Origin of the sequence: Lysinibacillus contaminans (assembly GCF_001278945.1) — a bacterium.
In the GTDB taxonomy this organism is placed as follows: Bacteria; Bacillota; Bacilli; order Bacillales_A; family Planococcaceae; genus Lysinibacillus; species Lysinibacillus contaminans.
The window spans coordinates 2,393,507-2,413,655 of record NZ_LGRV01000003.1; the positions used below are offsets into that span (position 1 = coordinate 2,393,507).

Here is a 20,149-nt window from a genome sequence, read left to right on the forward strand (position 1 = left end):
CGACATGAGTCAAACAATTTTAGAAGTGAAAGATTTAAAAGTAAATTTTAAAACATATGCAGGGCTTGTCCATGCAGTACGCGGAGTAAGCTTTGATTTAAAAGAAGGAGAAACTCTTGCAATCGTTGGTGAGTCTGGATCTGGAAAAAGTGTGACAAGTAATGCACTAATGAAATTAATTCCACAGCCACCTGGTATTTATGAGTCAGGACAAATTTTGTTTAATGGTCGTGATTTAATTCCTCTATCTGACAAAGAAATGTCTAAAGTACGCGGCAATGAGATTGCTATGATTTTCCAAGATCCAATGACAAGCCTTAATCCGACAATGAAGGTCGGTCGTCAAATAACTGAAGTTATTCTACAGCATAAAAAAGTGTCAAAAGAAGATGCAAAGAAGCGTGCGATTGAATTATTAACGCAAGTTGGGATTCCATTCCCTGAAAAACGTTATAAGCAATATCCACACGAGTTTTCAGGTGGGATGCGTCAGCGTGTTGTAATTGCTATTGCCCTTGCAGCCGATCCAAAGCTACTGATTGCCGATGAACCGACAACTGCCCTTGACGTAACAATCCAAGCACAAATTTTAGAGTTAATGAAAGAAATTCAAAAAACGTCGAAAACATCGATTATCTTCATTACCCATGACTTAGGCGTTGTGGCAAACGTTGCAGACCGTGTTGCGGTTATGTATGCAGGCCAAATTGTCGAGTACGGTACTGTTAATGATATTTTCTATAATCCTAAACATCCATATACTTGGGGTTTACTTGGCTCAATGCCAGACTTAGATAATAATTCAGACGAGCTATTACGTACGATTCCTGGTTCGCCGCCCGATCTCATTCATCCGCCAAAAGGTGATGCATTTGCAGCGCGCAATGAATTTGCGATGGCCATCGATTATGAACAAGAGCCACCGATGTTCCAAGTAAGTGATACACATTTCGCAAAAACTTGGTTACTGCATCCCGACGCGCCAAAAGTTCCACTACCAGATGCTGTTGCAAAACGCATCGAAGGGTTTTTAGAAAAGGAGGCCCAATTCCATGGTTAATACTGCAAAAAAAATTCTAGAGATTAAAAACTTAAGACAATATTTTGGTCCTTCTAATAACCCAATTAAAGCAATAGACGGCATTAGTTTCGACGTTTATGAAGGCGAAACACTTGGCCTTGTAGGTGAATCTGGTTGTGGGAAATCGACAACTGGTCGCTCCATTATTCGTCTTTATGATATTACAGGCGGCGAAATTATTTTCGATGGTGAAAATGTACATGGTAAAAAATCAAAAGACGAGCTAAAGAAATTTAACAGTCAAATGCAAATGATTTTCCAAGATCCGTACGCTTCTTTAAACCCTCGTATGACTGCTGGAGAAATCATTAGTGAGGCTTTTCAAATTCACGGTCTGTATAAAAACAAAAATGAGCGTCGTGAAAAAGTAAATCAACTTCTTGAAGCTGTCGGTTTAAATAAAGAACACGCAAACCGTTATGCCCACGAATTTTCAGGAGGTCAACGTCAACGTATTGGTATCGCACGTGCACTGAGCTTAAATCCTAAGTTCATCATTGCCGATGAACCCATCTCAGCACTTGACGTATCCATTCAAGCACAAGTTGTTAACCTTTTAAAACAATTGCAAAAAGAACGTGGTCTCACGTATCTTTTCATCGCCCATGACTTATCGATGGTGAAATATATCAGTGATCGTATCGCTGTTATGTATCGTGGTAAAATTATGGAGATTGGGAAAGCTGATGATATTTACAATCATCCTGTTCACCCTTATACAAAATCTTTATTATCAGCTATTCCACTCCCAGATCCTATGTCAGAGAAGCGTCGTCAACGTATTCCTTATGAGCATACAGAAGTTGATGATAGTGCAACATATCACGAGGTTGGAGAACAACATTATGTGTACGGTACAGCTGATTTAGTGAAAAAATGGCTTGCTAAACACTAATAACTTTTCATTCTATCCATCCATCGAAATTTCGTTGGGTGGATTTTTTCTATCTTCTTTTACATTTCTAATATTTACATTAATTAAGCAGTAGATGCATTGATAGGAGAATCCCCCTGTTATATTGCGAAGTGTATAGTTTTTTACTAATAGTTAGTTCATTGAAAATAATATAGCACCTTTAAAAGTAGTTACTCCTTACTTTTAAAAGTGCGTATATCTCGTTTATTATCATATTGAACGCAACATCGAGACACTATATTTATTGAATGATTCAATCCTAGCATCAAAATTGTTTACCTTTTCGATTTAGGATTCATAGCGTCTTTCAGTCCTTCACCAATGAAGTTTATTGACAAAATGACTAATGTAATAGCTATTGCCGGTGGCATCCAGATCCATGTTTTATCCCTAAGGACGTCAGAATTCCTAGCCTCCGCTAACATATTTCCCCAGCTTGGCGTATCTGCTGGGACCCCAAAACCTAAGAAACTTAAAGCAGACTCTGCAACTATTGTCACTGCCACCAATAAGGTAGCCTGTACAATAATAGTTGAAGCAACATTAGGCAATAAATGTTTAATGATTATTTTTGATGATTTACAACCGATCGATTTAGCAGCTAAAATATATTCATTTTCTTTTTCAGCAAGAACTCTACTCCTTACAATCCGGGCAACTCCTCCCCAGGTTAAAACGGAAATAACAAAGATCAATGTCCATAAGCCTGAAACTTTCCCCGAAAGAATCGTATTTAAAACAATAACAAATACCAAAAACGGGAACATTAAAACAAAATCTGTAAAACGCATTAAAATTTTATCTATCTTGCCCCCAAAATACCCAGAAATAGCCCCTACAGTTGTCCCTATGAAAACAATAAAAAACATACATCCTAATCCAACTGTTAATGAAGATCTTCCAGCATAGAGCATTCTAGTAAAAACGTCGCGCCCATTTGTATCCGTTCCAAGCCAATGCTCACTAGATGGCGGTTTACTAATTTTCATAAAATCTATTCGAACAATGTCTTTAGTTGTTATATACGGTGCTAAAAACGACAAAATGATGACAATTACTAAAAAAATAAGACTAATCATCGCTAATTTATTTTTAACGAACTTTCTTCTCGCTATCACCCATGGAGAGGGGCTTTTTATTGGTGCTGATATTTTATCATTCGTTACTATTTCCAATCGTTTCCCCTCCTCAATCCAGTCTAATACGCGGATCTACTACACCATATAATAAATCGGCCACTAAATTTCCAAAAAGCGTTAAGAACGAAAGTAACATAGTTATCGACATCATTACCGCATAATCTCTACTACCAACAGAGGATAAGAAGAGTGCGCCTATTCCCGGATAGGTAAAAATGGTTTCTGTTATGACCGCACCACTGATTAATGTAGCGATATCAAAACCAAGAAAAGTAACTATCGGAATAATCGAATTTCTTAAAATATGTTTATTATAAATTGTGGACTCTTTCGTCCCCTTCGCTCTTGCTGTCCTAACAAAATCTTTTCTACTGTTATCAATAATATCATTTCGTAAAAATTGCGTATAAGAAGCTGTTCCCATTAATCCTAATACAAGTGCAGGCAATAACACATGATGAAACCTACTTTGATAGTAAGCCCATGTTCCCTCGTCTAATCCAACAGCGACTGAGCCGTTGAACGGGAACCAACCTAATTTAAAGGAGAAAAAGTAAATTGCAACAATTCCCGCGACAAATGACGGGATTGCTAATGCTAAATAATTGTACGAGGCAATTAGATTATCACCTAGTGTATAAGGTTTTCTCCCCGCATACATACCCATTATAAATGCAAAAATATACGTAAAAAATAAAGAAGTTACTGCTAAAAATATTGTATTAGGAATCCGTTGTGCAATAACTTCCGAGACCGGTTTTTTATAGACAGTAGATTTCCCAAAATCTCCTTGTATAAAATCTGAAATCCATCTACCATATTGCACGATAATTGGATCATTATAGCCTAATTTTTCTCTCATTTCTTCAATGTATTGTGGGTTCGTATTTGAAGGATCAATTTCTCCCGCAAACGGATCTCCCGGCATCATTTTTGCTAAGAAGAACACCACTAGCGAAATAAGGAGTAACAATGGAATCATGCCGAGTAGTCTTCGTAGTGTGTATTGAAGCATGTGACATCTCCTTATCAATAAAGTTTTACTAATATCTGGCCCCATTTAAAATGGGACCTCAGATACCAGCAGTAATTATAAAGCTTTTTTGTACACAGCTTACTTATCGGGTACTAACAAGCTAACAGAATTATATCGTGCCCTTACTCAACAACACTCCATTTGTAAACATCTGTTTGGAAACCAACAGCGTTGATATGAACACCTTGTAGACGATTATTAATACCATATAAATCTAAGTTTTCCCATAACGGAATTGCAGGCAGTTCTTCATTGATATGTTTTTGCCATTCAACATAAACATTTTTACGATAGTCTGTGTCAAATGCAGCTTCACTTAAGCCTTCATCTAAAAGTTTTTGGTTTTCAGCATCTACCCAACGACCAAAGTTCCACTCCGCATTATTTGCCCAAAGTCCTGATGGGTCAGGGTCAGCACCTGTACTCCAAGAACCGAAGAATGCTTCTAGTACCGCATCATCATTATTTTTCATTTCGTTATATAAGTTGAACTCAATTAAAGTACCCGTTGCTAATTCGGTTTTCACACCAATGTCATTCCAAGCTTGAATAATTGCTTGCGAACGGCCTTCAAAAGCAGCAGGACCAGCATAGTGACCAAATGAAATTTTGAATGGCTTTCCTTTTGGATCTTCTACAAAGCCATCTCCATCTTTATCTACGTAACCTGCCGATTTTAGAAGTTCTTTAGCCTTATCCTGATTAAATTCATATTGATTTAATTCAGATTCCTCAGCAGCTATCCAGAAAGTACTCGGAATAACAGTATTCGCAACTTCAGCTTTTCCTTCTAAGAAAGCATCGATCATTGCTGGACGGTTAATCGCATATAATAATGCTTGTCGTAATTCTTTCGATTTAAATTTATCAAAATCAGCTACATTTGTAAGCGTAGCTTTATCACGGTGACCAAATCGAAGCCCAATATAAGAATAACCTACACCCTTTGTTTCTTCGATTCGCACATTATCTAATGCCGAAAGTTCTTTTACTGATTGTGGTCTAATAGACATAATGTCAATCTCACCGTTTTGGAACGCACCAGCTGCTAATGATGGATCGATCACCTTTACAATTACTCCATCAAGAGTTGGTTTTCCTTTCCAGTAATCATCAAAACGCTCTAATTCAGAATATTCGCCGTCGACAACTTTCTTCACTTTAAATGCCCCTAAGCCTACAGGCGTTTCACGAACTTGTTTTGATTCACCTAAGTCTTTAATCGCAATGCCTTCATAATGCTTCTTCGGCATTGGATGAGACCAAAGATTTTCTAGGTTATTAATTTTCACAGCCTCAAAAGTAATTTTTACAGTATAAGGGTCAACAACTTCTATTCCTTCAATTGAATCAGCTTTCCCCTCTTTTTTTGCCTTTGCCCCTTTAACATTTTCAACATAGTTGTAACGCTCTCCATCATAAGCTGGGTCTGCTAACGTTTCTAATGCAAATACCCAATCGTCCACCGTTAATTCCTCACCATTATGCCATTTTACACCCTTTTCTAAATTAAACGTATACGTTAGTTTATCATCACTAATTTCCCATGTTGCTAGTTCAGGCACATATTCTAAATCATCATTTACTTGATAGATTTCGTCCCGTATAAACTCTTGTATATAACTATCGACAATACTTCCTGCATAGGCAGGTTCAAATACGCCTTCAGGAGCTTGGTCTGTTCCAAATGTAACGATTCCGCCTTCTTTTGACTCAGTAGTTGATGCTGGTGTATCCTTTTCTTTCTCGCCCTCTTTTTCAGTTGTAGTTGAGTCGCCATTACATGCTGCTAGGAATAATGCCATTACCAGCATAAGCATGAACGCCCATAATGATGATTTTTTCATTAGTTTCCCCCCGTGATTTTTTATTTTGAAATTCATATCCTCACTTTTTCTTATTGCCAGCTTTTAATATAAGTGGCAAGCAACCCTATGACCTGATTTCACCTCCTTTAATAATGGTTTAGACAATGAACACTCCGCCATTGCCTGTGGACATCTAGGATGGAATGGGCACCCTTGTGGAGGATTAGCAGGACTTGGGACATCTCCCTTTAAAATAATACGATTACTTTTCTTTCTCGGATCAGGTATTGGGATTGCTGAGATCAAAGCCTGTGTATAAGGATGCTTTGGTTCCTCATAAATACTTTCTTTCTCAGCAATTTCAACAATATTTCCCAAATACATAACGGCAATTCGATCACTCATATGTTTCACAACACTTAAATCATGAGCAATAAATAAAAATGTTAAGTTAAATTCATCTTGCAACTCTTTTAATAAATTTAGAACTTGAGATTGAACGGAAACATCCAATGCAGAGACTGGTTCATCAGCAACGATTAGTTTTGGTCTAAGGGCCAAAGCTCTAGCAATACCTATCCTTTGACGCTGACCTCCAGAAAATTCATGCGCGTATTTGTAATATGCATCTTCAGGTAATCCTACTTTCCTCAATAATTCAATGACTTCATTTTTCAATGATGCTAATGATTTTTTTTGGAAGTTCATAATCGGTTCAGATACGACGCTTCCAACCATCTGCATTGGATTCAATGACGCGTATGGATCTTGGAATATCATTTGAATATCTTTTCTTATTTCTCTTAAAGATTTCCCTTGTAATTTTGTAATATCCTGACCCTTAAATAATATTTGTCCCTCAGTAGAATCTAATAATCTTAAAATAGTACGTCCTGTTGTGGACTTTCCACAGCCAGATTCCCCTACTAAACCCAGTGTTTCACCGTTTTTAATTGAAAATGAAACATTATCAACCGCTTTTACATGTCCAACTGTTTTTCTTAGAAATCCGCCTTTAATAGGATAATAGGTTTTTAGATTTTTAACTTCTAATAAATTTTCTTTCTCATATTTAATTGTTGTATCGTTCATGTTGTTACCTCATACCTTCTCTAGGATAGCACCCCTCATAAAGTAAACACGAAACCTCATGTTCATAGCCTACATTTGCAAGCAGAGGTGTTACGGTGCTGCATTCTGGCTTAGCAGATGGGCATCTTTCAACAAATCGGCAGCCTGATTTAGGCATGTTTTTTAATGATGGCACTATACCTTGAATTGTAGTTAGTTCATTAACTTCCACATCTATCCTTGGAATTGATGCCATTAATAGTTTCGTATAAGGATGCTGTGGATTATAGAACAAGTTGTCCACACTTGTTTTTTCTACAATTTTACCTGCATACATGATGATTACTTCATCACACATTTCTGCAACTACGCCTAAATCATGTGTAATCAATAAAACGGACATGTCATTTTTTTTCTGAATACTCTTAAGCAATTCTAGAATTTGGGCTTGTACTGTCACATCTAATGCAGTAGTAGGTTCATCAGCGATTAAAAGCTTTGGCTGACAAGCAATTGAAATGGCGATCATCACCCGTTGCCTCATTCCACCTGACAATTGATGAGGATATTCATCAACAATTTTTTCTGGTCTTGGAATACCAACATTTTTTAATAACTCTATCGCTTTATTTCTAGCTTCTGGCTTTGTGATGTTGCTATGATTAAGCAAAATCTCTACTATTTGAAATCCAATTGTAAAAACGGGATTTAATGATGTCATAGGTTCTTGGAAGATCATACTGATTTCTTTGCCTCTAATTTTATTCATCTCATCATTAGTATGACCTTCAATATTTTCCCCTCGGAATTTTATTTCACCACCTGTAATTTGCCCGATACCTTTAGGAAGAAGTTGCATAATTGAAAGTGACATAACACTTTTTCCACAACCGGATTCGCCAACCACACCAACTATTTGCCGCTTTTTAACTGAGAATGAAACATCATCTACAGCGTGATATATTTCTCCTTCTATATCAAAGCCTGTTTTAAGATTTTTCACTTCAAGCATTAAATTCATATTTAATATCACACCTTTAATTTTTATATAATTTCATAAAATCTAACTTTTTAATTTAATTAAACCTTTCATTTAGATACTGAATATATTATTTTTCAACTTAGTACAGAACAATAGATAATGAACATGTTTTCATCATTGGATTATTATTTAACCACTTATTATTTAAATACATTTGTCAGTTTACTTAATATTGCGAAAAATAATTACAGATAACCTAAAACTTATTTTAGAAACATAACTGCACAATTAATTATTACTTTTCAAAAAATAGAATTTGCAAACAAATTAATAACTTTTTTACATTCGTGACTAGGATTATTACACCTAATAAATTTCAGAATAGTCTGACATGTAATGATAATACTATTTTATCTAGAAATAATACATTTAATCAAGTGATTTTTCGTAATTATTATAATATTATATATTAAACAAACCATACATCTATTACAAAAAACTGTTAGTTTTACCACGGTCTTTAACTGAATTCTTATTCATTTTTGGTTTCCTTTTTACAATTTGTTATATTTTTATTATATTTACATAACAAGTAAATGCATTGTGCCTCTTTTCTAATCTATCAAAGACATCCTTTCATTATGAAAAAATGGTTATTACTGAACTTTTATCTTCGCCTTCTTTTTATTCAGGTAATTCACTTTCTAAGTTTATTGTTATTAATATATAGTTTTACCTATTCAAGCATTAGTAACTAAAAGCTTTTTTTACTACATTAGTAAACTATTATAGTTAACTATTTATTCGCCATAAATTTACGAACATCCTCTATCTCTAAAATTATCTAATTATATATTTTTTCTCTGTAAAGTCCCTAAAATATCAAAAAACACGACCATCGGATAAATAGCCGTGGTCGTGTTTTTATAAAATTTACATATATGAGTTGATTTCATAATTCCGATCCCTTCGGTATCAGGGGCTTTCAAACAATAAAAAAAGGGCACCTCCCCATTTTGGTATAATTTAAGCGACGAAACCAAATTAACCAAGAGGTGAATGCCCTATGACTATTGTAAAACAAATAAGTCTTTTTGACATCCAAGAATTATTGAATTTGGAAAGTTCTCGTCGTTTTGACGCTGTTTTTTCTACATTTGACGTACAGCCGATTTTTCACTTATTCACAAAAAAGACTTTGCGTGGCGCACCACGTGAATTAAATTATGGTGCCATGATTCAATCGCTCATCATTCGAATAGTTGAACGTATCCCAACAATAAAAGATTTGGTAAAACGTTTGGTAAATGATCCTTTATTTCGTTTTGATTGTGGGTTTCTTGTGTCAGACCCAGTCCCTTCGGAAGCTTCCTATTCGAGGATTATCAATGTCATCAGTCAATCGACAATTCTTGATGAAATGCAAGATACCCTGATTCAACAAGCGTTTCTAGAAGGTTTTCTTTGTGATGAACATCTTGCGATTGACGCAACACACTTCGAATCACGTGACGCTTCGAAACCTTCTGAAAAGAAAGAAGCACCAACGAAAAAACGTGGGAGAAAAACAAAAGAAGAACATGCTGCTTGGCTCGCTGAACAGGCAGAGGCTGAAGCGAATCGTACGACTTATGAAAAGAAAATTGAGCACCAATTAGATATACCACTCGAAACACTTTGGGCAGATGCACCGATTGCCCCACAATGGGGCATCAAGAAAAATAGCGACGGTAAAAATACGTTTTGGTATGGCTTTAAAGGGAATTTAGCTATTTCATCAAAAAGCCAATATATCGTGAGTCGTCTCATGACATCTGGCAATTTACATGATAGTAAAGCAGCGATTCCCTTACTAAAAAAGGTGGAACACCTGATACCAAGTCATTTTACAACGGCTTTATTCGATGCGGGTTATGATTATGAACCGATTTATACGCAAGCAGCTGCACAAAATATGCGTATAGTGATTCCATATAATCCCCGTCGTGAAGGTGAATACATCGGGTTCGATGAATATTTCCGTCCCACTTGTGTACGTGAACATAGCTACTGTTACGATAGTTTTGACGAGCAATATCGCACGCTAAAATTCACACGCCCAAAAGAATGTACGACCTGTCCTTTACGCAAGGATTCCTTGTGTCAAAAGGTGTTCAAAATCAAGTGTGATACAGACATTCGGAAATATACGTATCCAGCACGTGGCTCTGAACTGTGGAAAAATCTTTACAAAGAACGAACAGCGGTTGAGCGAGTAAACGCTTATTTAAAACAATATTTTCAATTGAAAAATGTCCGTCATCGAACAGGAAGAAAGGCAAAACTACATTTCGACCTTGTGACGTTTATTTATAATGCCTGCAAATTAGCAACAGATAGAATCAATGCCATCTTACAAGATCAAAACCAAGCAGCTTAAATTTTAAAAACGTAAGTTTTGAATTAGGAGCAGTCTAAGCTTTTGAAAAAGATGAATTATGAAATTGATTCATATTAAATTTAAATTTAGTCTTTTTACTTTCGGTTAATGTTTAAGGTTTATAACTCGCCTGCTTTTAACTTTTTGTGCCAATCCTTCAAGAAAGGAATATCCTCTTCTTTAATCGCACCTGATTCATTAGCCGCTTCGATTAAGTAATCGAAATTTGTTAATGATACATACTTGATGCCCGCTTCTTCAAAGGCTTGCTCTGCACGTGGTAAGTTATATGTGTACACACAAACTACACCTAGTACTTCACAACCAGCTGCGCGTAATGCTTCTACTGCTGTGATTGAAGAACCGCCTGTAGACACAATATCTTCTACTACGATTACTTTTTGGCCCGCTGCGTATTTACCTTCAATTTGGTTTCCACGGCCATGTTCTTTTGCTTTTGAACGCACGTACACCATTGGTAAATCTAAGATATCACTTACCCATGCTGCGTGTGGGATACCAGCTGTTGCTGTACCTGCAACGACTTCTGTTGCTGCAAAGTTTTCTTTAATAACTGAAGCTAAACCATTTGCTAATTGTTTACGAATGACAGGATCAGAGATTGTTAAACGTGTATCACAATAGATAGGTGATTTGATGCCTGATGCCCAAGTAAATAGGTCTGTTGGATTTAATTCTACTGCACCTACTTTTAACATAGCGTGTGCGATTTCGTTTTGTAATGTCATGTTTATGCCTCCCATAATTCGCTTACGATTTTATATGCTGCTACTGGATCTTGTGCACCTGTAACAGCGCGTCCTACTACAATCAATGAAGAACCGTCACGTTTTGCACCATTTGGCGTTGCAATTCGCTTTTGGTCATGTGATTCTCCGCCTGCTAAACGAATACCTGGTGTCACACGTAAGAAATCTTCGCCACATAATTCAGCAATTGCTTTTGCCTCATGTACCGAACAAACCACACCGTTTAAACCAGCTTGTTTCGTTAAGCTTGCATAATGTAATACAGAATCTTGTAATGATAACGCAATTTTTTGTTCTGCTTGCATTTGTTCTTCTGTCGTAGAAGTTAACTGTGTTACTGCTATAAGTGCTGCACGTTCGCGGCCTGTTGGTGTTCCCGCTTCTAAGCCTTCTAGTGCCGCTTCCATCATCGGGCGTCCACCTGCTGCGTGAACATTTACTAAGTCCACACCTAATTTTGCTAAGCCCTTCATCGCAGACCCAACTGTGTTTGGAATATCATGCAACTTTAAATCTAGGAAAATATCATGGCCTTGCTCTTTTACTTTACGCACGATATCTGGACCTTCCTGCATGTATAACTCCATACCAATTTTAACAAAAAGAGGCTCATTAAAATGGTTTAAAAACTTGAAAACTTCCTCTTCTCCTGGGAAATCGAGTGCAAGTATTGGCTTTGTATTCATTAGCGGTGGCTCCTTCCGATGATTTCTGAAATATGTTGTACGCCTAATGCGTCTAGTTTCTCGGGTAATTCTTCAATAATAGTTGGACATACAAAATGGTCGACAAAGTTAGCTGTGCCAACTGCAACTGCAGTTGCTCCGGCTGACATAAAGTCAATGACATCTTGTGCTTCTGTCACACCGCCCATACCGATAATCGGAATATTTACGGCTTTATATACTTCATAAACCATACGAATAGCAACTGGTTTAACCGCAGGACCTGATAAACCGCCAGTTCCATTTGCAATCACTGGTTTACCAGTACGTTCATCTAAACGCATGCCGATTAATGTATTAATCATTGTAATGCCGTCTGCTCCGCCAGCTTCCACTGCTTTTGCAATATCAACGATGTTTGTTACGTTAGGCGATAGTTTTACATAAACCGGTACTGCAGACACTGCCTTTACAGCTGCTACTAGCTCACGCGCTGTAGCTGGGTCTGTACCAAATTGAATCCCACCGCACTTTACGTTCGGGCAAGAAATATTAAGTTCCAACGCTTTGACGTTTGGTGCAGTTGAAATACGGCGAGCCACTTCAACGTAGTCCTCCGTACCAGTTCCTGCAACGTTTGCAATAATCGGTACATCATATGCTGCTAAGAATGGTAATTCCTCATTCATTACTTTTTCAAGTCCTGGATTTTGTAAGCCGATTGCATTCAACATGCCTGCAGCTGTTTCTGCTACGCGCGGTGTTGGATTCCCTGGACGAGTTTCTACCGTCGTTGCTTTAATCATAATCGCACCAAGTTTTGATAAATCATAAAGTTGTGCGTATTCGCGACCAAAGCCGAAGCAGCCAGATGCTGGCATAATCGGGTTTTTCAAATCTAAACCAGGTAATACAATATTTAAACGACTCATAATGCCACCGTACCTTTCGGGAATACTGGACCGTCAGAGCATACTTTGACATAGTCTTTTTCAATTTGATCTGTTGTTTTACATACGCATGCAAAGCACGCACCAATGCCACAACCCATACGTTCTTCAAACGATAAATAGCCTTCTTTTTCCGGATAATAGTTTTCTAATGCTTTTAACATGGGTAGTGGTCCACAAGAATAAAACACATCAAATTCAGGTGCACGGTCTTCTAATACATTTGTGACAAAGCCTTTTGTACCTTTTGAACCGTCTACTGTGACATAGTGTGTCTCACCAAGCTTGTTAAACTCTTCCTCGTAGAAGCATACGTCTTCTGTTTGGAAACCTAGTACGTGGATTGTTTTCACACCGCGCGAATTCAGTTGTTTTGATAATTCATGCAGTGGTGGTACACCGATCCCACCACCAACAAGTAGTGCTGTTCCGCCCTCTTTCACTGCATCCACAGGGAAACCGTTACCGATTGGGCCAAGTACATTCACTAGTTGTCCTTCACGGTTTGTCGCTAAAACTTTTGTTCCACGACCTTCTGCGCGATAAATCATTGTAAATTCATTGTTGTCTTTGTCTATGTTAGCAATACTGATTGGTCGACGTAAAAGCGGCTCCAATGAATCCGACACTTTTACATGGACAAACTGGCCAGGCGTCATGTCCTGAACCAGTTCTCCACGAAGTGTCAATTCGAAAATGTTTGTCGCGATTTGCTTTTGAGAGACGACCGTCATTTTCTCTTGACGAATCATATTAGTGTACTACCTCCGCTTTTGGCATTTGTTCTGCTGTGAATGTCATTGATTCAATAACACGTAGCATTGCTTCAGCTGTATCAAGTGAAGTTAAGCAAGGTACGCCGTTTTCTACTGATTCACGGCGGATACGGAAGCCATCACGTGCTGGTTGCTTACCTTTTGTTAGTGTGTTGACAACAAGCTGTGCTTCACCGTTTTGGATCAAGTCTAATAATGTTTGCCCTTTTGCACCGATTTTGCCCACTACATCTGTACGTACGCCAGCATCCTCGAATACTTTTGCAGTACCTTCTGTTGCTACGATGCGGTAGCCTACTGTTGAGAAGCGTTTTGCTAATGAAATTGCTTCTTCTTTATCTTTATCAGATACCGTGAATAATACTGTTCCTTCAGTGCGAACTTCCATGCCCGCTGCTACTAAACCTTTGTATAAGGCTTTCTCAAGCGTCGAATCTTTACCCATTACTTCCCCTGTAGATTTCATTTCAGGGCCGAGTGTAATGTCAACACGACGTAATTTCGCAAATGAGAAGACTGGGACTTTAACGAATACGCCAGTTTGCTCTTTCGCTAAACCAGTTGGGTAGCCTTGTTCTACGATTGATGTGCCTAGAATCGCTTTAGTCGCAATGTTAGCCATTGGGATGTTCGTAATTTTACTTAAGAATGGTACTGTACGTGAAGAACGTGGGTTTACTTCAATCACGAATACTTCACCTTGTGAAATGACATACTGGATGTTCATTAGACCTACGATACCAAGACCTCTTGCTAGACGAGTTGTATAGTCAACTAGTGTATCTTTTTGTTCTTGTGTTAACTTTTGTGGTGGGTAGACAGAGATTGAGTCACCAGAGTGAACCCCTGCGCGTTCAATATGTTCCATAATACCTGGGATTAACACATTTTCGCCGTCGCAAATTGCGTCTACTTCAATTTCATTACCCGTTAAGTAACGGTCTACAAGTACTGGATGATCTGGAGATGCATCTACCGCATGTTCCATATAATGTTGTAGTTCTTCTTCGTTATAAACGATTTCCATCGCACGTCCACCAAGTACGTAAGAAGGACGAACAAGTACTGGGAAACCAATTTCTTTACCGATTACAATCGCTTCTTCAGCAGAAATAGCAGTTTTACCAAGTGGCTGTGGAATACCGATTTCGTGTAATGCTCGCTCGAATTTATCACGGTTTTCTGCACGGTCGATATCTTCTAGCGTTGTACCTAGAATTTTCACGCCGTATGCTTCTAACTTATCTGCCAGGTTAATCGCAGTTTGACCACCGAACTGTACGACAACACCGATTGGTTGCTCAAGGTCGATGATATGCATTACGTCTTCGATTGTTAATGGCTCGAAGTATAATTTATCTGAGATTGAGAAGTCTGTTGACACTGTTTCAGGGTTTGAGTTGATGATGATTGCTTCGTAACCCGCTTCTTGAATTGCCCATACAGAGTGTACTGTTGCATAGTCGAATTCTACCCCTTGACCGATTCGGATTGGACCTGATCCAAGTACGACAACTGAAGGTTTTTCAGAACGAATTGATTCGTTTTCTTCCTCATATGTGCCGTAGAAGTATGGTGTTTCTGATTCGAATTCTGCTGCACAAGTATCTACCATTTTGTACACTGGAATAATACCAGTCTCTTTACGGTAAGCATATACTGCTTCTGGCGTCGTTTCCCATAGCTCTGCGATTTTTTTATCTGCGAAGCCTAAACGTTTTGCTGTGCGTAAAATATCTTTATCGTTTTTATTGTCCGCAAGTATTTGCTCCATATCCACGATGTTTTTTAGTTTATTTAAGAAGAATAAGTCAATTGCCGACCATTCATGGATTTGCTCGACTGTCACACCGCGACGAAGTGCTTCTCCGATGAAGAATAAGCGCTCATCTCCTGCTTTACGGATACGTTTTTCAATCCAAGAATCCGTGTTTTCTTCTGCATGTTTTAGCTCTATGTGTACATGACCCGTTTCTAGAGAACGTACCGCTTTAAGTATTGCTTCCTCAAACGTACGCCCAAGTGCCATAACTTCACCAGTAGCTTTCATTTGTGTACCCAAGTTACGTTTAGCTGATTCGAATTTATCGAATGGCCAACGTGGGATTTTAGCGACAATGTAGTCAAGTGCCGGTTCGAAACAAGCGTATGTTGAACCTGTTACTGGGTTTTTGATTTCATCCAGTGTAAGACCTACAGCAATTTTGGCAGCAAGTTTCGCGATTGGGTAACCCGTTGCTTTTGATGCTAACGCTGATGAACGTGATACACGTGGGTTTACTTCGATTACATAGTAGTTAAAGCTATATGGATCTAATGCTAACTGTACGTTACAGCCACCTTCAATTTTAAGGGCGCGAATAATGTCTAATGAGATATTACGTAGCATTTGGTTTTCACGGTCTGAAAGTGTTTGTGTCGGTGCAACTACGATTGAGTCACCTGTATGAATACCTACTGGGTCAAAGTTTTCCATGTTACATACAACGATGGCGTTATCCGCTGCATCACGCATTACTTCATATTCAATTTCTTTATAGCCAGCAATTGATTTTTCAAGTAAACATTGTGTCACTGGAGAATATTTTAAACCTGATGTTACAGTTTCCTCTAGATCTTGGTCATTATAGCAAATTCCGCCGCCTGTACCACCAAGTGTGAATGCAGGGCGTACGATTACTGGGTAACCTATACGAGCAACAAGTGCATAAGCTTCTGTCATGTTATGAATAATATCTGATTCAGGAACTGGTGCACCTAGCTCATACATTAAGTTACGGAATAAGTCACGGTCTTCCGCTTTATGGATAGCATCTAATTTTGTCCCTAAAATTTCAATGTTCAATTCGTTTAAAATACCTGATTCGTCTAACTCGATCGCCATGTTTAGACCTGTTTGTCCACCAAGTGTTGGTAGGATGGCATCTGGACGTTCTTTACGTAAAATACGTGATACGAATTCAAGCGTAATTGGCTCGATATATACTTTGTCGGCAATCTCTGTATCTGTCATAATTGTTGCAGGGTTTGAGTTAATTAAAATAACGCGGTAGCCTTCTTCTTTTAATGAAAGACAAGCTTGTGTTCCTGCGTAGTCAAATTCTGCTGCTTGTCCGATTACGATTGGGCCTGACCCGATTACTAAAATAGTTTCTATATCTGTACGTTTAGGCATGTTGTTTCCCCTTCCCTGCTTCTACTTCCATCATTTCGATAAACTCGTCAAACAAGTGATTTGAATCTTCTGGACCTGGTGATGCTTCTGGGTGATATTGCACAGTGAAGATTGGGTATTTCTTATGGCGAACCCCTTCACAAGTACCATCATTTAGAGCGACATGTGTTAGTTCTAAATCTGTATCTTTTAATGACTCAATGTCGATTGTATAGCCGTGATTTTGAGATGTTATATCTGTACGACCTGTACGTAAATCTTTTACTGGGTGATTACCTCCACGGTGACCGAATGGTAATTTAAAGCTTCGCGCACCACTTGCTAGTGAGAAAATTTGGTGACCTAAGCAAATCCCGAACATTGGCACTTTTCCGATTAAATTACGCACTGTATCAATGCCTTCTTCTACGTCCTCAGGGTTACCCGGGCCGTTTGATAGCATAACGCCATCTGGATGCCACGCTAAAATTTCTTCTGCTGGTGTATTGTAAGGTACAACAAGTACGTCACAATCACGTTTATTTAATTCACGTAAAATCCCGTGCTTCATACCATAGTCAATTACCACAACACGTTTTCCACGTCCTGGTGATGGGTATGCTGCTTTTGGTGATACTTCACGTACATGGTGTGTAATTGCTGGAGTTGCTTGTAATTTAGCAACGATTTCATCTACGTTTACTTCTTCATCAGCTGCTGTAAGGATTGCTTTTACTGACCCTTTGTTACGGATGATGCGTGTTAATTTACGAGTGTCGATCCCTTCAATCCCAGGGATGTCTTTTGATGTAAGATATGCATCTAGCGTTAAATCACAACGGAAGTTTGACGGTGTTTTTGCAAGTTCACGTACTACGAAACCACGAATTGCTGGTGTGATAGATTCGAAGTCATCACGGTTAATACCGTAGTTACCGATTAGTGGATATGTTAACGTGACGATTTGTCCATAAAATGATGGATCTGAAATCGTTTCTTGATATCCTGTCATGCCTGTTGTAAATACAACCTCACCTTGTGAAGCTCGCTCGCTACCGAACGCTATGCCTGTAAATACTGTGCCATCCTCTAAAATAAGTAAACGTTTTTTCATTATTCTGCCTCCTGGTATACGATATTGCCTTCGAAAATCGTTACTACTGGCCAACCTTTTGCTACCCAGCCATTAAATGGTGTGTTACGGCCTTTTGATACAAAACCTTCTGCATTAATTGTTTGTTCTTTGTTTAAATCAATCAGAATCATATCTGCTGATGCGCCAACTTCCAATGTTCCGTATGGTAAATCGAAAATTTGTGCCGCTTTGACAGACATCCAATCGATTAATTGCTTTAATGTCCACTTACCTGTTTCCACAAATTGCGTGTAAAGCAGTGGAAATGCTGTCTCAAATCCTACAATACCGAACGGTGCTCCAACCATACCACAGCATTTTTCTTCAACTGTATGTGGTGCGTGGTCTGTTGCGATGCAGTCGATTGTGCCATCAAGTAGCGCCGCATGTAATGAATCTTTATCATCTTTTGCGCGTAATGGTGGGTTCATTTTCCAGTTTGCATCATCTGATGGAATATCCATTTCTTCTAATAGAAGATGATGTGGGCAAACTTCTGCAGTTACACGGATACCCGCTGCTTTTGCGTCACGCACTGCACGTACAGATTCTTTCGTTGATACGTGGCATACGTGATAGCGAGCACCTGCTGCTTCTGCAAGCAGTACATCACGTGCAATTTGGACAGACTCACAAATTGACGGAATACCCGGCAAGCCAAGCTCTACATTTCGTGTCCCTTCGTGCATTACACCGTCGTAAATTAGCGAATTATCTTCACAGTGTGCAACAACAACAACATCATGCTTCGCTGCTTCCTTCATTTGCTCATACATTGTTGATGCAAGTTGGATACCAACACCGTCATCCGAGAATGCAACCGCGCCCTGCGCCTTTAACTCCTCGATACTTGTGCGAACCTCACCAGAAATATCTTTTGTAAGTGAACCGTATGGTAGCACACGTATAACTGCACTTTCTTTAATAAGGCCGTTGATGAGCTCCATGTTTTCTACTGAATCTGGTACTGGTTTTGTATTTGGCATTGCACAAATTGTTGTAAAGCCGCCCTTAGCTGCCGAAGCTGTACCTGTTGCAATTGTTTCTTTATGCTCAAAGCCTGGCTCGCGTAGATGCGTATGTACATCAACAAAACCTGGTGATAATAAGTGTCCATTACCTTCAATTATTGCTGCGCCGTCTAGTGTTACATCTGCGCCAATTGCTGTGATTTTTCCATTTTCGATGGCTACATTTACTGTTTCTAATTCGCTCTGTTCATTTACTACTTGAACATTTTGAAGTACTTTTTTCATGTTAGTCTCTCTCCTTTAAAATCGTTTCAACAATCGCCATACGCGCGAATACACCATTGCGTACTTGATCAAAAATTCTAGAACGTTCGCACTCTACTAACTCTGACGCAATTTCAACATCCCTATTAACTGGTGCAGGATGCATAATAATTGCCGTTTCCTTCATTTGCTTTTCACGTTCAATTGTTAAACCGAATTCTTCGTGGTAACTTTCTTTTGAAAAGCTTTTATTCACCTTATGACGTTCATGCTGCACACGTAGTAACATAATGACATCGCTCGTATCAATCAAACCATCCCAAGAGTGATGTGCTTCAAACTCGCCTGCCCAATCTTCCGGGCAAAGGAATCGTACATTTGCACCTAAACGCTGTAATGCTGTTGCGTTAGATTTAGCAACTCGACTATGCGAGACATCTCCTGCGATTGTAACATTTAACCCTTCAAAGGAACCGAATTCTTTTTTGATTGTGTAAAGATCTAGTAGTGATTGTGACGGATGTTGGCCAGCGCCATCTCCTGCGTTAATGATAGCAACGTTTATGCCTTCTAAAAGTTCGTTGTAAAATTCATCTTCTTTTGCTCGAATAACTACTGCATCCATACCAATCATTTCTAAAGTCTTTACTGTGTCATACATTGTTTCACCCTTTGTCATGCTAGAGAAACCTGCATCAAAAGGGATGACCGTACAACCAACTTTGCGCTCTGCCATTTCAAAGCTCGTTTTCGTACGTGTACTCGGTTCAAAAAAAAGGTTTGCGACGTTGTATGTGCGAGATAATGATGATGCTTCTCCATTTTCAAAAGCCTGCGCACGATCTAAGATGTGGTTAATTTCTTCGTTTGTTAAATGTTCCATCGATAATAAGTTTTTCATCATGTACCCCCATAAGATTGTGTGTCATGAACGCCTATGTATGACGCCCCTACTTAAATCAAATTCGCCTTGGCGCATTTGCGAGTGCCGCTACGCTTTCGCGTAAAAAAC

At 38.6% G+C, this 20,149-nt stretch carries 16 protein-coding genes; 3 read left to right on the forward strand and 13 right to left on the reverse strand.

The window, feature by feature from the left end:
• Positions 1–4 precede the first annotated feature (4 nt).
• Together AEA09_RS13780 and AEA09_RS13785 are read left to right on the forward strand one after the other, a co-directional pair.
• Positions 5–1,060 carry an ABC transporter ATP-binding protein gene (locus tag AEA09_RS13780; protein WP_053584409.1) on the forward strand — a complete coding sequence of 352 codons (1,056 nt, stop codon included), beginning with the start codon at positions 5–7 and terminating at the stop codon, positions 1,058–1,060.
• Positions 1,053–1,976, forward strand: coding sequence for an ABC transporter ATP-binding protein (locus AEA09_RS13785; protein WP_053584410.1), 924 nt, complete (start codon positions 1,053–1,055; stop codon positions 1,974–1,976). Before AEA09_RS13780 ends, AEA09_RS13785 begins: the two co-directional genes overlap by 8 nt.
• A gap of 296 nt (positions 1,977–2,272) precedes the next feature.
• On the opposite strand, the gene opp4C is transcribed toward AEA09_RS13785, so the two are convergent.
• The 5 genes from opp4C to AEA09_RS13810 form a co-directional block, all read right to left on the reverse strand.
• A complete protein-coding gene (gene opp4C / locus AEA09_RS13790) occupies positions 2,273–3,172 on the reverse strand; it encodes an oligopeptide ABC transporter permease (RefSeq protein ID WP_053584411.1) in 900 nt (299 codons plus the stop codon).
• A gap of 13 nt (positions 3,173–3,185) precedes the next feature.
• Positions 3,186–4,151, reverse strand: a complete 966-nt coding sequence (gene opp4B / locus AEA09_RS13795) for an oligopeptide ABC transporter permease (protein WP_053584412.1) — start codon at positions 4,149–4,151, stop codon at positions 3,186–3,188.
• 143 nt (positions 4,152–4,294) lie between these two features.
• Positions 4,295–6,019 (reverse strand): oligopeptide ABC transporter substrate-binding protein, encoded by a 1,725-nt coding sequence (opp4A, locus tag AEA09_RS13800; RefSeq protein WP_082332654.1) that lies wholly within the window; start codon positions 6,017–6,019, stop codon positions 4,295–4,297.
• A 63-nt stretch (positions 6,020–6,082) separates the two neighbouring features.
• Entirely contained in the window at positions 6,083–7,072 is a 990-nt protein-coding gene (locus AEA09_RS13805; protein ID WP_053584414.1) for an ABC transporter ATP-binding protein, read from the reverse strand.
• A 4-nt stretch (positions 7,073–7,076) separates the two neighbouring features.
• Positions 7,077–8,072: an ABC transporter ATP-binding protein gene (locus AEA09_RS13810; protein WP_053584415.1), complete on the reverse strand. Its 996-nt coding sequence runs from the start codon at positions 8,070–8,072 to the stop codon at positions 7,077–7,079.
• 1,027 nt (positions 8,073–9,099) lie between these two features.
• On the opposite strand from AEA09_RS13810, the gene AEA09_RS13815 reads away from it, so the two are divergent.
• The gene (locus AEA09_RS13815; protein WP_053584416.1) at positions 9,100–10,452 is read left to right on the forward strand and encodes an IS1182 family transposase; all 1,353 of its coding nucleotides are present in this window, start codon (positions 9,100–9,102) and stop codon (positions 10,450–10,452) included.
• A gap of 119 nt (positions 10,453–10,571) precedes the next feature.
• Here AEA09_RS13815 and pyrE read toward each other — a convergent pair whose 3' ends face one another.
• From pyrE to AEA09_RS13855, 8 genes are read right to left on the reverse strand one after another with little or no spacing between them, the layout of a single operon-like run.
• The gene (gene pyrE / locus AEA09_RS13820) at positions 10,572–11,201 is read right to left on the reverse strand and encodes an orotate phosphoribosyltransferase (protein ID WP_053584417.1); all 630 of its coding nucleotides are present in this window, start codon (positions 11,199–11,201) and stop codon (positions 10,572–10,574) included.
• A 2-nt stretch (positions 11,202–11,203) separates the two neighbouring features.
• Positions 11,204–11,908: an orotidine-5'-phosphate decarboxylase gene (gene pyrF / locus AEA09_RS13825; protein ID WP_053584418.1), complete on the reverse strand. Its 705-nt coding sequence runs from the start codon at positions 11,906–11,908 to the stop codon at positions 11,204–11,206.
• A complete protein-coding gene (locus tag AEA09_RS13830; RefSeq protein ID WP_053584419.1) occupies positions 11,908–12,819 on the reverse strand; it encodes a dihydroorotate dehydrogenase in 912 nt (303 codons plus the stop codon). The genes pyrF and AEA09_RS13830 overlap by 1 nt, the downstream gene beginning before the upstream one ends.
• A complete protein-coding gene (locus AEA09_RS13835; RefSeq protein ID WP_053584420.1) occupies positions 12,816–13,589 on the reverse strand; it encodes a dihydroorotate dehydrogenase electron transfer subunit in 774 nt (257 codons plus the stop codon). The genes AEA09_RS13830 and AEA09_RS13835 overlap by 4 nt, the downstream gene beginning before the upstream one ends.
• Position 13,590: 1 nt before the next feature.
• Positions 13,591–16,788, reverse strand: a complete 3,198-nt coding sequence (carB, locus tag AEA09_RS13840) for a carbamoyl-phosphate synthase large subunit (protein ID WP_053584421.1) — start codon at positions 16,786–16,788, stop codon at positions 13,591–13,593.
• A complete protein-coding gene (gene carA / locus AEA09_RS13845; RefSeq protein ID WP_053584422.1) occupies positions 16,781–17,881 on the reverse strand; it encodes a glutamine-hydrolyzing carbamoyl-phosphate synthase small subunit in 1,101 nt (366 codons plus the stop codon). The genes carB and carA overlap by 8 nt, the downstream gene beginning before the upstream one ends.
• A complete protein-coding gene (locus tag AEA09_RS13850; RefSeq protein ID WP_053584423.1) occupies positions 17,881–19,158 on the reverse strand; it encodes a dihydroorotase in 1,278 nt (425 codons plus the stop codon). The genes carA and AEA09_RS13850 overlap by 1 nt, the downstream gene beginning before the upstream one ends.
• 1 nt (position 19,159) lies before the next feature.
• Positions 19,160–20,038 carry an aspartate carbamoyltransferase catalytic subunit gene (locus tag AEA09_RS13855; RefSeq protein ID WP_053584424.1) on the reverse strand — a complete coding sequence of 293 codons (879 nt, stop codon included), beginning with the start codon at positions 20,036–20,038 and terminating at the stop codon, positions 19,160–19,162.
• Positions 20,039–20,149 lie beyond the last annotated feature (111 nt).